At 71.0% G+C, this 13,660-nt stretch carries 10 protein-coding genes; 4 read left to right on the forward strand and 6 right to left on the reverse strand.

What is annotated here, in order from left to right:
• The first annotated feature begins 173 nt into the window (after positions 1–173).
• On the forward strand, positions 174–2,417 hold the full coding sequence (locus tag ACZ32T_RS25315; RefSeq protein WP_467369184.1) for an ATP-binding protein: 2,244 nt from the start codon (positions 174–176) through the stop codon (positions 2,415–2,417).
• A gap of 14 nt (positions 2,418–2,431) precedes the next feature.
• On the opposite strand, the gene rpsD is transcribed toward ACZ32T_RS25315, so the two are convergent.
• Positions 2,432–3,046: a 30S ribosomal protein S4 gene (gene rpsD, locus ACZ32T_RS25320; RefSeq protein ID WP_099176856.1), complete on the reverse strand. Its 615-nt coding sequence runs from the start codon at positions 3,044–3,046 to the stop codon at positions 2,432–2,434.
• A 188-nt stretch (positions 3,047–3,234) separates the two neighbouring features.
• Here rpsD and ACZ32T_RS25325 point away from each other — a divergent pair, with 188 nt between their 5' ends.
• Positions 3,235–3,936, forward strand: coding sequence for a DUF2470 domain-containing protein (locus ACZ32T_RS25325; protein ID WP_467369186.1), 702 nt, complete (start codon positions 3,235–3,237; stop codon positions 3,934–3,936).
• A gap of 9 nt (positions 3,937–3,945) precedes the next feature.
• On the opposite strand, the gene ACZ32T_RS25330 is transcribed toward ACZ32T_RS25325, so the two are convergent.
• From ACZ32T_RS25330 to ACZ32T_RS25345, 4 genes are all read right to left on the reverse strand, one after another.
• Positions 3,946–5,319 carry a replication-associated recombination protein A gene (locus tag ACZ32T_RS25330; protein WP_467264836.1) on the reverse strand — a complete coding sequence of 458 codons (1,374 nt, stop codon included), beginning with the start codon at positions 5,317–5,319 and terminating at the stop codon, positions 3,946–3,948.
• Between the two features lie 44 nt (positions 5,320–5,363).
• Complete coding sequence (locus ACZ32T_RS25335) at positions 5,364–5,999, reverse strand: vitamin K epoxide reductase family protein (protein WP_124279733.1); 636 nt, start codon at positions 5,997–5,999, stop codon at positions 5,364–5,366.
• Between the two features lie 308 nt (positions 6,000–6,307).
• Positions 6,308–7,570 carry a histidine--tRNA ligase gene (hisS, locus tag ACZ32T_RS25340; protein WP_467369188.1) on the reverse strand — a complete coding sequence of 421 codons (1,263 nt, stop codon included), beginning with the start codon at positions 7,568–7,570 and terminating at the stop codon, positions 6,308–6,310.
• 15 nt (positions 7,571–7,585) lie between these two features.
• Positions 7,586–8,272: an MBL fold metallo-hydrolase gene (locus ACZ32T_RS25345; RefSeq protein ID WP_467369190.1), complete on the reverse strand. Its 687-nt coding sequence runs from the start codon at positions 8,270–8,272 to the stop codon at positions 7,586–7,588.
• A gap of 147 nt (positions 8,273–8,419) precedes the next feature.
• Here ACZ32T_RS25345 and ACZ32T_RS25350 point away from each other — a divergent pair, with 147 nt between their 5' ends.
• Both ACZ32T_RS25350 and ACZ32T_RS25355 read left to right on the forward strand, forming a co-directional pair.
• Positions 8,420–9,208 carry a peptidylprolyl isomerase gene (locus ACZ32T_RS25350; RefSeq protein WP_467264829.1) on the forward strand — a complete coding sequence of 263 codons (789 nt, stop codon included), beginning with the start codon at positions 8,420–8,422 and terminating at the stop codon, positions 9,206–9,208.
• A 188-nt stretch (positions 9,209–9,396) separates the two neighbouring features.
• The gene (locus ACZ32T_RS25355) at positions 9,397–10,626 is read left to right on the forward strand and encodes a DUF349 domain-containing protein (RefSeq protein ID WP_467264827.1); all 1,230 of its coding nucleotides are present in this window, start codon (positions 9,397–9,399) and stop codon (positions 10,624–10,626) included.
• Between the two features lie 249 nt (positions 10,627–10,875).
• Here ACZ32T_RS25355 and ACZ32T_RS25360 read toward each other — a convergent pair whose 3' ends face one another.
• Positions 10,876–13,557, reverse strand: a complete 2,682-nt coding sequence (locus ACZ32T_RS25360) for a RelA/SpoT family protein (RefSeq protein ID WP_467264825.1) — start codon at positions 13,555–13,557, stop codon at positions 10,876–10,878.
• Between the last annotated feature and the right edge of the window lie 103 nt (positions 13,558–13,660).

Genomic DNA, 13,660 nt, shown 5'->3' on the forward strand with positions numbered 1-13,660 from the left:
GGTATCTGCCTGTCACTGCTCGGCCGGCGGCGTGCTGCCACCACTGCCGATCGTCGTCCCCCGAGCCTATCGCGCCGGGCGTCGGACGCCGTACCGCATTACGGGCGGGCAGCGCGGGTCCGGACGTGGGGAGATTGTACGGAGAGCTTATGTGCCAGTACTCTGCGTGTTTCATGCGACGCCCTCAGCGCCCCCGCCCTACGCCCGACGACGCGGAGTCCGCCCCCGTACGTGGAAATCTCCCGGCCGAGCTGAACACCTTCGTGGGACGCGACGACGAACTGGCCGAACTGGAGCCGCTCCTGCGGCAGTCGAGGCTGGTCACCGTGGCGGGGGTGGCCGGGGTCGGCAAGACCCGCTTCGTGACCAGGGCGGCCGCCCTGATGGAGAAACGGTACTGCGATGGTGTCTGGATCGCCGAGCTGTCGGCCGTCCAGGACCCCGCGCTGCTCGAACACGCCCTGGTGGAGGCGCTGGGAATCACCGACCACACCGGCAAGCCGCCCCGCACCGTGCTGGTCGAGCACTGCGCGGAGCGCCGGCTCCTGCTCGTGATCGACGGCTTCGAGCATCTCGCCGACACCTGCGCCGGACTCGTGCGGGAGCTGCTCCGCCGGGCTCCACGGCTCCAGGTGCTCGCGGCCGGGCGCCGTCCCCTGCGGGTGGACGGCGAACTCACGTTTCCGCTGCCGCCGATGAAGGACGACGACGCCCTCGAACTCTTCACCCGGCGCGCCGCCGCGGTGTGTCCCGGGTTCGGGCCGGCCGGCGGCGACCTGGAGACCGCGCGGGAGCTCTGCAGCCGCCTCGACGGCATTCCGCTGGCCCTGGAACTCGCCGCGGGGCGGCTGCGGGCCCTGACGATGGAGCAGGTGCTGCACCGTCTGGACGACCGCTTCCGGCTGCTGACCGGCGGCAGTCCGAGCGCTCTCCCCCGCCACCAGACCCTGCGTACGGCCATCGGCTGGAGCCATGAACTGTGCACTCCCGAGCAGCGGCTGCTGTGGGCGCGGCTCTCGGTGTTCGCGGGACAGTTCGACCTGGAGGCCGTCGAGTACATCTGCAGCGGCCCCGGCCTGCCGGTCGACTCCGTGCTGGACGTGCTGGACGAACTGCTGGCGCAGTCCGTGGTGCTGCGCGAGGACTCGGCCGTCGGCAGCCGCTACCGGCTGCTGGACACCGTGCGGGAGTACGGCGCCGAGTGGCTGCGCGCGACGGGGGACGCCGAGCGGCTGCGCCGCAGGCACCGGGACTGGTATCTGGGGCTCGCCACCTGGTGCGAGCTCGACTGGTTCAGCCCACGGCAGGCGGAGGCCGCCGCCCGGGTCGACAGCGAGCTGCCCAACCTCCGCCGCGCGATGGAGTGCTCGATGGAGAGCCCGGAGGAGGTCCATCTCGCGCAGTATCTGGCGGGCACGCTCTGGTTCCACTGGGTGGGCTGCGGACGCCTCTCGGAGGGCCGTCACTGGCTGGACCACGTCCTGGAGGCGGAGTCCCCCTACGACCACTCGCGGCTGAAGGCCCTCTGGGTGCTCGGGTACGTCGCCGTGCTGCAGGGGGACCCGGCCTGCGCGGTGTCGGCGTTGCAGGAGTGCCGCGAGGAGGGCGAGCACTCGGGGGACGCCACCGCCGTGGCCTACGCCGTGCACCGTACGGGCTGCCTCTCCCTCGTCACGGACGACCCGGTCCGCGCGGAGGAACTGCTGCGCGAGGCGCTCGGGCGCTACCGGGAGATCGGCGAACTGAACAGCAATGTGCTGATGGCCCAGGTCGAGCTGGGCATGGCCGTGGCGTTCCGCGGGGATCTGGGCGCGGCCGCGGCGATCTGTGACGAGGTCCGCGACATCTGCGAGGACCACGGTGAGCGGTGGGTCCTGGCCTACGCGCTGTATGTCCTGGGCTTCGCCGCCCTGCGGTCCGGGGCGAGCGGGCGGGCGCGGCGGATGCTCGGGGAGTCCCTGTCCATCGCGCACGCCTTCCACGATCTGCTCGGCACGGTCCTCTCGATGGAGCTGCTGGCCCTCGTCACGGTGGCCGAGGGGGACGCGGCGGAGGCGGCGGTGCTCCAGGGCGCGGCCGACCGGATCTGGCCGTCGGTGGGCCTGCCGCTGTTCGGCTCCGTCCACTACGGAAGACCCCGGGCCGAGTGCGAGGAGCGGGCGCGCGGCGAGCTCGGCGACGAGCGCTACGAGGCACGACGGCGCTCGGGCCGCCGGCTGGACGCCTCGGCGGCAGTGGCGCGGGCACTCGGGACCGGCGAGGTCGACGACCCGGACCCGGAGGCCGCCCGCGCGTTTCCGGCGGAGCCCGGCATCACCCCGGGCCCCGAGGGAGTGTCCGGCGCCGGGACGGCCGGGGAAACGCGAAGGCCCGCCGCCTCCCGGACAACAAGGAGGGGCGGGCCCGAGCTCGGTTGAGCGCTACGCCTGCGTCAGCGGGCGTAGTACTCGACGACGAGCTGCTCGTCGCAGATGACCGGGATTTCCTTGCGGTTCGGGTCCCGGTCCAGGCGGAAGGCCAGGGCCTTCAGGTTCACCTGGAGGTAGCGCGGGGTCTCACCATCGGTGTCGTAGCCACCCTCGCGGGCCACCTGGAAGGGGACCTTGGCGCGGCTGCGCTCGCGGACCTGCACGACGTCGTCGGGGCGCACGCGGAAGGACGGCTTGTCGACCTTGCCACCGTTGACCTCGATGTGGCCGTGGACGACCATCTGACGGGCCTGGTAGATGGTGCGGGCGATGCCCGAACGCAGGACCAGGGCGTCGAGGCGGCGCTCGAGCTCGACGACCAGCGCCTCGCCCGTCTTGCCCTCGGCCTTACGGGCGCGGTCGTAGGCGCGCGCCATCTGGCGCTCGCTGATGTCGTACTGCGCACGCAGACGCTGCTTCTCGAGCAGACGGACCTTGTAGTCCGAGTTCTGCTTGCGGCCACGGCCGTGCTCGCCCGGCGGGTAGGGGCGGGCTTCGAAGTACTTGACAGCCTTCGGCGTCAGGGCGATGCCGAGGGCACGCGACTTCTTGACCTTGGGACGCGACTGGTTAGGCACGTTCTCCAGACCTCCGTTGTAGGTTAGGTTAGGCTTACCTTACTCAAGGAGATCGCATGTCTCGCCCTGGGAACACCACACACGTCACGGACAGCACAGACAGCGGCAGCACACCTGAAGGTGCTGCTACGACGGAAGGCCGATCTGATCGTGGTCAGCCGCGTCCCAGCGGGCTTGAAAACACTCGGATGCCGTCAGCAGCCGAGCGCACACGAACTCTCGTACAGAGTACCTGCTCCGCGGTGCTGCTCGCACCGGGGCTGTCGGTGATCCACCCGGACCAGCTGATGCCCGACAGCAGGAGCATCGGTCCCGAGGGGGACCTCTTCCTCGGCTTCCCCGTGGACTCCCCGGTCGTGCGGGCCGCGACGCGCGCCCAGGGCGACGAGCTGACCGCTGTGCTGGAGATCACCGATGTCGCACCGGTCTCGGTCCCGCACCGGATCCGCGGCCGCGTCCGGATCGGTGGCTGGCTCACCGCGGTGCCCGGGCTCGCCGAGCCCGGCCGGATGACGCTCCGGCTGGAGACCGGGGAGGCGTCGGTCGACGACCTGTGGGGGTTCGACGAGGTGGAGCCCGATGCCTTCCGGGACGCGGTCGCCGATCCGCTGGTCGCCCATGAGGCCGAGCTGCTCCAGCATCTGCACGCCGCGCACAGCGAGCGGATGGCCACGCTGTCCGCGCTCCTCGGTGACCGGGACGGGTGCGGCTGCGCGGAGCACCGGCTCGGTGCCGTCCCGGTCGCACTCGACCGCTTCGGACTCCGGGTGCGGTTCGTCGACGGCCGCGACGCCCGTTTCGACGCCCGGTTCGAATTTCCCGAGCCCGTACGCGACATCACCGGGCTGCGCCGCGCGATGCACACCCTCTTCGAAGCGGCCGCCTGCTGAGCGGCGGCCTCACGGGGAGGCCGGGCCGCCCTGCTCCCCGCGGCCGAGCCGCTCGCGCACCCGGTCCGCCACGTCGGCGTAGCGCGCCTCCGCGCCGTACCGCGTGGGTTCGTAGTAGCGCCTGCCGCGGACGGCGTCCGGGGCGTACTCCTGGGCGGCGATACCGCCGGGGACGTCGTGCGGGTAGACATAGCCCTGGGCGTGGCCCAGCTTGGCCGCGCCCTTGTAGTGGCCGTCGCGCAGATGGGCCGGGACCGGACCGGCGAGGCCCCGGCGCACGTCCTCCTGCGCCGCGGAGATGGCCAGCGTCGCCGCGTTCGACTTGGGGGCGAGCGCCAGCGCGATCGTGGCATGGCTGAGGGTGAGCGCCGCCTCGGGGAAGCCGATCATGGCGACGGCCTGGGCCGCCGCCACCGCCGTGGGCAGTGCCGTCGGATCGGCGAGCCCGATGTCCTCGCTGGCGGAGATCATCAGCCGCCGGGCGATGAAGCGCGGGTCCTCCCCCGCCTCGATCATCCGGGCCAGGTAGTGCAGGGCGGCGTCCACGTCGGAGCCGCGGATCGACTTGATCAGGGCGCTCGCCACGTCGTAGTGCTGGTCGCCGTCGCGGTCGTACTTCACGGCGGCCCGGTCGACGGTCTCCTCCAGCGTCGTGAGCGTGATCTCCCGCTCGTGCGTGGTGAGGGCCGCTCCGGCCGCCGCCTCCAGCGCGGTCAGCGCGCGCCGGGCGTCGCCACCGGCGATGCGGAGCAGATGGGCCTCGGCGTCCTCGGGCAGGGTGACGGCGCCCCCCAGTCCCCGCTCGTCGGTCAGCGCCCGGCGCAGGAGCGCGCGAAGGTCCTCGTCGGTGAGCGGCTCCAGGGTGAGGAGCAGGGAGCGCGACAGCAGCGGGGAGATGATCGAGAAGTACGGATTCTCCGTGGTGGCCGCGATCAGCGTGACCCAGCGGTTCTCCACGGCGGGGAGGAGGGAATCCTGCTGGGCCTTGGAGAAGCGGTGGATCTCGTCGAGGAAGAGGACGGTCTCCTTGCCGAAGCCGCCGGTGGCGCGGCGCGCGCCCTCGATGACGGCCCGCACCTCCTTGACGCCGGCGGTGATCGCGGAGAGCTCGACGAAGCGCTTGTTGGTGGCCTTGCTGACCACGTACGCCAGAGTTGTCTTACCCGTGCCGGGCGGGCCCCAGAGGATCACCGACGAGGGGCCCGCGGGCCCTCCGCTCCCCTCCCCGACGAGTCGCCGCAGCGGAGAGCCGGGCTTGAGCAGATGCTGCTGGCCGACCACCTCGTCCAGCGTACGAGGACGCATCCGGACAGCGAGGGGGCTGCTGGACGGGTCCTTCTCCTGGCGGTCTTCGGCTGCTGCGGTAAAGAGGTCGGGCTCCACGTCACGAAGCCTATGTCACCCCACTGACAGGACCGCCTGGCGCGTCAGCTGGTCCAGAAGTCCCACCAGCGGGTCAGGATCAGCATGCCGATGATCCCGATCCAGAGGACCGGCGGCACCCAGTGGAACTCGGTGAGGGTGTTCCGCAGCCAGGCGGGGGCGGGCAGGATGCCGTGCTTGATGTTGTGCGTGGTGACGTAGCAGAACATGAAGATCGTGGCGACCCAGGCCAGGCAGCACCACAGGCAGAGCGAGTTGATGTTGTACAGCGACTGGTACTGCAGCCAGGTGCAGAAGCCGACGCCGAAGAGCGTGCCCGCGTTGAGACCCAGCCAGTACCAGGCACGGAAGCGGGCACCGGCGAGGAGCGCCATGCCGATGCCGATGACCACCGAGTACGTGGCGATGCCGAGCATCGGGTTGGGGAAGCCGAAGGCGGACGCCTGCTCGCTCTTCATGATGTTGCCGCACGCGACCACCGGGTTGAGGCTGCAGCCCGGGGTGAAGCTCGGGTCCTCGAGCAGCTTGAACTTGTCGATGGTGATCACCCAGGCGGCGAGCAGCCCGGCCGCGCCGGTGATCACCAGCAGCAGTGCGAGCGCGCGGCTGCCGCCGTAGGTCTTCGCGCCGTTGTCCTCGTCCTGCCGGGAGGAGGGGTGGTCTACCGCTGCCATCGTCATATCGCCGTTCCATCACTGAGTAGCCGGCTGGGCATGGTCATTGTGCCGCACCGGCGTTGTGGCCAGCCGTTCGATCGGCATAAAAGTGTGCGACGACCGCCCTGTTTTTGGAGGTGTGTGGGAAGCCCGCGTCCCTGGCCCGGCACGCGGTGAAGGGCCGGGCCGGGGTGAGCGCTCCTGGCGTCCTGACCCCGTAATGAAATATCCCGGCACGGTGAATCCAGGGACCCGAAATTGACGAAGGGCGCCCCGGAACGCGCTGTGCCCGCCCGGACGGACCGGGCGGGCACAGCGGTCGGACGTGCGGCTCAGGCCAGCTTGGCCCGCACCGTGGCCACGAGCGCGTCGAGCGCGACCGGCTCCTGGCCGCCGGACTCCATGTCCTTGAGCTGGACCGCGCCCTCGGCGAGATCACGCTCGCCGGCCACGATCGTGAAGCGGGCACCGGAGCGGTTCGCGCTCTTCATCGCACCCTTGAGGCCCCGGCCTCCGAACGCGAAGTCGGTGGCGACACCGGCCTTGCGCAACTCGGTGACCAGACCGAAGAGCACCCGCCGGGCCTCCTCGCCGAGCGGTACCGCGTACACGCTGGTGGTGGCCGGGACGTCGAGCTCGACGCCCTCCGCCTCCAGGGCGAGCACTGTGCGGTCCACGCCGAGCGCCCAGCCGACGGACGGCAGCGCGGGGCCGCCGATCATCTCGGACAGCCCGTCGTAACGGCCGCCGCCGCCCACCGCGGACTGGGAGCCCAGACCGTCGTGGACGAACTCGAAGGTCGTGCGCGTGTAGTAGTCGAGACCGCGGACGAGCTTCTCGTCGTCCTCGTACACCACGCCCGCCGCCGTCAGCAGGTCGCGGACCTCCTCGTGGTACGCCTTGCAGGCGTCGCAGAGGAAGTCGCGCAGCATCGGGGCGCCGGTGAGCTGCTTCTGGACGTCGGGCCGCTTGTCGTCGAGGACCCGGAGCGGGTTGATCTCGATGCGCCGACGGGTCTCCTCGTCGAGATCGAGGTCGCGCAGGAAGGTCTGGAGCGCCTCGCGGTAGACGGGGCGGCACTCCTTGTCGCCCAGCGAGTTCAGCAGGATCCGGAACTGGCTGAGGCCGAGCGAGCGGTAGGCCTGGTCGGCCAGGATGATCAGCTCGGCGTCGAGCGCGGGGTCCTCGGTACCGATGGCCTCGGCACCCACCTGCGAGAAGTGACGGTAACGGCCCGCCTGCGGCTTCTCGTAGCGGTAGTACGAGCCGGAGTACCAGAGCTTGACGGGGAGGTTGCCCGCCTTGTGCAGGTTGGCCTCCAGCGCCGCGCGCAGCACGGACGCGGTGCCCTCGGGGCGCAGCGCGAGCTTGTCACCGCCCTTGGTCTCGAAGGCGTACATCTCCTTGGAGACGATGTCGGTGGACTCGCCCACACCGCGTGAGAACAGGGCGACGTCCTCGAAGCCGGGCGTCTCGATGTAGCCGTAGCCGGAGTTCTTCAGGGGTGCGGAGATCGCCTCGCGCACCGCGAGGAATTTCGCGGAGCGCGGCGGGATCAGGTCGTACGTGCCCTTGGGGGCCTGGAAGGTGCTCACGGTGTTTCTCTCTCGTCACATTCCTCGGCGGGGCGCGGCCAGACCGTTCATGTACGGGTTGGAGGCGCGCTCGCGGCCGATGGTCGTCTGGGGGCCGTGGCCGGACAGCACCACGGTCGAGTCGTCGAGCGGCAGGCACACGCGGGCCAGCGACTCGATCAGCTCGGCGTGGTCGCCGCCGGGCAGGTCGGTGCGTCCGACGGAGCCGGCGAAGAGCAGGTCGCCCGAGAAGAGGACCTGCGGGACGTCCGCGGCCTCGGGCATCCTGAACGTCACCGACCCCTTCGTATGGCCGGGCGCGTGCGCGACGCCGAACTCCAGACCCGCCAGCTTCAGCGCGGCGCCGTCGGTCAGCTCCTTGACGTCGTCGGGCTCGCCCACGGTCAGCTCGCCCATCAGGGGCATTCCGATGGAGCGGCCCAGCGCCTTCTCGGGATCGCTCATCATGTAGCGGTCCTCCGGGTGGATCCAGGCGGGGACGTCATGGGCGCCGCAGACGGGGACGACCGAGGCGACGTGGTCGATGTGGCCGTGGGTGAGGACGACGGCGACGGGCTTGAGCCGATGCTTCTTCAGTGCGTCCTCGACACCCTGGGCGGCCTGGTGGCCCGGGTCGATGATCACGCACTCCTCACCGGCGGCGGGGGCGACCAGATAGCAATTGGTCCCCCAGGCCCCGGCGGGGAACCCGGCAATGAGCACGTTCGTCCTTAGTGTTCGTCCGACGAGGAGGGCCGCTGAGGGGAATGCGGCAGACCAGAGACTACCGGCGCTCCTCATTCCACAGCTAACCCATATACCGTACGGGCATTCCACGACCGATCACACGACGTACAAGGAGACCATCCGGTGGTCAGCAGCGATCAGCGGCGGCGGCAGCTCGCCCGGGAGAAGTTCGAGCGGCAGCAGCAGCGCCGGGAGGAAGCGCGCCGGAGGACGAGGCGTCTCACGGTGATCATCGCTTCGTCGGTGGCCGTGGTGGCGGTCATCGGTGCGGGCGCGTACGTCTCGCTCGACGGCGACGACTCGAAGACCACGGCGGACGCGGCGGCGAGCGAGAGCCCGTCGGCATCGCCCTCGGCGAGCGAGAGCAGCGCTCCCGAGCCGGCGATGAAGATCGACAAGAAGGCCAAGTACTCGATGGCGCTCAGGACGAGCCAGGGCGACATCGGCATCGCGATGGACGCGGCGAAGACCCCGCACACCACGAATTCGTTCAAGGCCCTCGCGGACAAGGGGTACTTCGACGACACGAAGTGCCACCGCCTGACCACGGAGGGCATCTTCGTCCTGCAGTGCGGTGACCCGAAGGGCGACGGGACGGGTGGCCCCGGCTACACCATCCCTGACGAGAACCTGACCGCGCTGGGCAAGGCGGACGACAAGGGCTCGGTGACGTACCCGGCGGGCACCGTCGCGATGGCGAACACCGGCCAGCCGGGCACCGGCGGCAGTCAGTTCTTCCTCGTCTACAAGGACACCCCGCTGCCGCCCAGCTACACGCCGTTCGGCACCATGGACGATGCGGGTCTGAAGGCGGTCAAGAAGGTCGCCGAGGCGGGCGTCGCCGGTGGGGCGGGCGACGGTGCCCCGAAGAAGACCGTCACGGTCGAGAAGGCGACGGTCGACAAGGCCTGACCGGACGCGTGGCCGCCCGGCGCCGGGCCGTGGAGCGCACGGGAGAATTTCAGCCGCGCTGAGTGCGGACAGCCGGGCGGCCGGTCGCCTAGATTGGCGTTGTGCAGGGCGGGCGCTGCCCGCCCCAGGAAACTGTGGACGATGCACGGGGGGCGAACCCCCTCGATGCATCAGGTGGAGGAGGCGCTGTGAGCAGCGACCCGTGGGGCCGTGTCGACGAGACGGGCACCGTGTACGTGCGTACAGCCGAGGGCGAGCAGGTCGTCGGATCGTGGCAGGCCGGTTCCCCCGAGGAGGCTCTGGCTTATTTCGAGCGCAAGTACGAGGGCCTGGCGGTCGAGATCGGCCTTCTCGAGCGGCGGGTGAAGACCACCGACCTCTCGGCGAAGGACGCCACGGCGGCGATCGAGCACCTGCGTCAGCAGGTCGACGAGCACCACGCCGTCGGTGACCTCGCCGCGCTCGGCACGCGGCTGGACGCGCTCGTCGCGACGGTCGACTCGCGCCGTGAGGAGCGCAAGGCCCAGAAGGCGAAGCAGACCGACGAGGCCCGTCAGGCCAAGGAGGCGCTCGTCGTCGAGGCCGAGGAGCTGGCGCAGAGCGAGCAGTGGCGGTCGGCGGGCGAGCGTCTGAGGGCGCTCGTCGACACCTGGAAGGGGCTGCCCCGTCTGGACCGCAAGTCCGACGACGAGCTGTGGCACCGCTTCTCGCATGCCCGTTCCGCCTTCTCCAAGCGCCGCAAGGCCCACTTCGCGGCGCTGGACGCGCAGCGCGAGGAGGCCCGCAAGGTCAAGGAGAGGCTGGCCGCCGAGGCCGAGTCGCTCTCCGGCTCGACCGACTGGGGTGCGACGGCCGCGCGTTACCGCGACCTGATGACCGAGTGGAAGGCGGCGGGCCGCGCCCAGCGCGAGGCCGAGGACGAGCTGTGGAACCGGTTCCGCGGCGCCCAGGACGTCTTCTTCGCCGCCCGTAGCGGGGTCTTCGCCGAGCGGGACGCGGAGCAGGGCGAGAACCTCAAGCTCAAGGAGGAGCTCGCCGCCGAGGCCGAGAAGCTGGTCCCGGTGAGGGATCTGAAGGCGGCCAGGGCCGCGTTCCGGTCCATCAACGAGCGCTGGGAGGCCATCGGCCACGTACCGCGCGATGCCCGCCCGAAGGTCGAGGGCCGGGTGCAGGCGGTGGAACGGGCGCTCCAGGAGGCCGAGGAGTCCGAGTGGCGCCGGACGAACCCGGAGGCGCGGGCGCGCGCCGCGGGTCTGACCGGTCAGCTCCAGGCTGCCGTCGACAAGCTGCGCACGCAGATCGACACGGCACGCGCCTCGGGCAACAACGCCAGGGCGGACAAGCTCTCGCGCGAGCTGGAGGGCCGGCAGGCTCTGCTCGACCAGGCGCTGAAGGGCCTGGAGGAGTTCGGCGGCTGAGCCGGCGTTCTCGTCCCACGGGAGGGGCTTTCGTGCGCGTCGCGTACGGGAGCCCCTTTCGCGTGCCGGGTGGCAGGGGGCGACGACCGGTTGGACACCGGCCCCCCTCGAAGAAGCGCGGCAGTGCCTGGAAACCGGCCGTCGCCCCGCCCGGGCAGGTACGGCCGGCAGCAGGTCGACGCGCGGCAGGGCGCCGACGCGCCGACGGCCCGGGGCGGAAGCCCAGGGCGCCGGCGGGACGGCCCGCCGCTACGGGCGGCGGGCCGAGGTGACCCGGTAGACGTCGTAGACGCCCTCCACGCCGCGTACGGCCTTCAGGACGTGTCCCAGGTGCTTGGGGTCGCCCATCTCGAAGGTGAAGCGTGACGTGGCCACCCGGTCCCGGGACGTCTGTACGGCTGCCGACAGGATGTTCACGTGCTGGTCGGACAGGACCCGGGTGACGTCCGAGAGGAGCCGCGAGCGGTCCAGCGCCTCGACCTGGATGGCGACGAGGAAGACCGAGGACTGGGTGGGTGCCCACTCGACGTCGAGGATCCGCTCCGGCTGCTGCGAGAGCGAGTCGACGTTGACGCAGTCCGCGCGGTGCACGGAGACCCCGCTGCCCCGGGTGACGAATCCGATGATCGGGTCGCCGGGGACGGGCGTACAACAGCGGGCCAGCTTGACCCAGACGTCCTCGACGCCCTTGACGACCACACCCGGATCCGCCTTGGCGCGGCGCTTGTTGCGGCCGTGCGAGGGCGGCGAGCTCTCCGCCAGGTCCTCGTTGGCCGCGTCCTCGCCACCGAGCGCCTGGACGAGCTTCTGGACGACACCGGCCGCCGCGACGTGGCCCTCGCCGATCGCCGCGTACAGCGACGAGATGTCGGGGTAGCGCATCTCGTGCGCCAGCGTGACCAGGGAGTCGCCGGTCAGGATCCGCTGGATCGGCAGGTTCTGCTTGCGCATGGCCCGCGCGATGGAGTCCTTGCCCTGCTCGATCGCCTCGTCGCGCCGCTCCTTGGAGAACCAGGCGCGGATCTTGTTGCGCGCCCGGGGCGACTTGACGAACTGGAGCCAGTCACGCGAGGGCCCGGCGCCGGCCGCCTTGGAGGTGAAGACCTCCACCAGGTCGCCGTTGTCGAGGGTCGACTCCAGCGGTACGAGACGTCCGTTGACCCGTGCCCCTATGGTCCGGTGGCCGACCTCCGTGTGGACGGCGTACGCGAAGTCGACCGGCGTAGCACCGGCGGGCAGCGCTATCACGTCGCCCTTCGGCGTGAAGACGAAGACCTCGTTGCGGGACAGGTCGAAGCGCAGGGACTCCAGGAACTCGCTGGGGTCCTCGGTCTCCTTCTGCCAGTCCAGGAGCTGGCGCAGCCACGCCATGTCGTTGACGGTGTCCTGGCCGCGGCCGCCGCCCGTGTTCTTCGGGATGTCGGTGCGGACCTTGGAGGCGCCCGCGACGGCCTCCTGCTTGTACTTCCAGTGCGCCGCGATGCCGTACTCCGCGCGGCGGTGCATGTCGAACGTGCGGATCTGGAGCTCGACGGGCTTGCCGCTGGGGCCGATCACCGTGGTGTGCAGTGACTGGTACATGTTGAACTTGGGCATCGCGATGTAGTCCTTGAACCGCCCGGGCACCGGATTCCACCGGGCGTGGACGGTGCCGAGCGCCGCATAGCAGTCGCGGACCGTGTCGACGAGGACGCGGATGCCCACCAGGTCGTAGATCTCGGCGAAGTCACGGCCCCGCACGATCATCTTCTGGTAGACGCTGTAGTAGTGCTTCGGCCGGCCGGTGACGGTGGCCTTGATCCGGGCGGCGCGCAGGTCGGCCTGGACCTCGTCGGTCACTATGGCGAGGTACTCGTCACGCTTGGGCGCGCGCTCGGCGACGAGGCGGACGATCTCGTCGTACATCTTGGGGTAGAGGATCGCGAAGGCGAGGTCCTCCAGCTCCCACTTGATGGTGTTCATGCCCAGGCGGTGAGCCAGTGGCGCGTAGATCTCGAGGGTCTCGCGGGCCTTCTTCTCCTGCTTCTCCCGCTTGAGGTAGCGCATGGTGCGCATGTTGTGCAGCCGGTCGGCGAGCTTGATGACGAGGACCCGGGGGTCCTTGGCCATGGCGACGACCATCTTGCGCACGGTCTCCGCCTGGGCCGCCTCGCCGAACTTGACCTTGTCGAGCTTGGTGACGCCGTCGACGAGCAGCGCGACCTGGTCGCCGAAGTCCTTGCGCAGGGTGTCCAGGCCGTACTCGGTGTCCTCGACGGTGTCGTGCAGCAGTCCCGCCATGAGCGTCGCCGGGTCCATGCCGAGCTCGGCGAGGATCGTCGTGACGGCGAGCGGATGGGTGATGTAGGGGTCGCCGCTCTTGCGCTTCTGCCCGCGGTGCCAGCGTTCGGCGACCTGGTAGGCCTTCTCGATCTGGCGCAGCGTGGCGGACTCGATCTTGGGATCGTTGCCGCGGACCGTACGCAGAAGGGGCTCGAGGACCGGGTTGTACGGACTGGAGCGCTGTACCCCCAGACGGGCGAGGCGGGCCCGGACGCGGTTGGAGGAGCCGCCGGAGCGCGCGGGTGGGGCGGGCGGGGCGGCGGACCGGGCGGGCGGCTTCGCGGCGGGGGCGGGCGCCGGGGACTTCGCGGCGGGGGCCGGGGGCTTCGGCGCTGCGGATCCGGAGGCGGGCGTCGCCGGCGAGGCGGGCTCCGTCCCGGGCGGCGGCGTCGTGCCGGGCGGGGTCGCGGGCTTCGTCCCGGGCGGCGGGGCCGGCTTCGCCGGAGCTGCGGGCGTCCGGCCGCCCGGTGCCTCGCCGGGGCCCTGCGTGTGCCCGCCCGCGGGTCCGGGCGCGCCTGCTCCCTCGGGCTGCGCCTTCCCAGGCGTGGCGGAGGCCGCCGCGGGCCTTTCGGGCTGCGGGGCGGCGACTGGCTGGGCCTCGTCTGGCAAGAGCGCTCCTCGTGCGGATCCGGGCTACCGGAAAGCCCATGGTATCGACCTCCGGGCGTGTCCTCGCCCGGGGAGTGTGGAACCCCTCACAACGCCGAACGGG

The organism is Streptomyces sp. NPDC023573 (assembly GCF_055559735.1).

Bases quoted from the DNA above. Each gene is read 5' to 3' on its own strand.
- ACZ32T_RS25315 (WP_467369184.1), top strand. From the start codon at position 174: ATGCGACGCCCTCAGCGCCCCCGCCCTACGCCCGACGACGCGGAGTCC.
- ACZ32T_RS25325 (WP_467369186.1), top strand. From the start codon at position 3,235: ATGCCGTCAGCAGCCGAGCGCACACGAACTCTCGTACAGAGTACCTGC.
- ACZ32T_RS25335 (WP_124279733.1), bottom strand. From the start codon at position 5,999: ATGACGATGGCAGCGGTAGACCACCCCTCCTCCCGGCAGGACGAGGAC.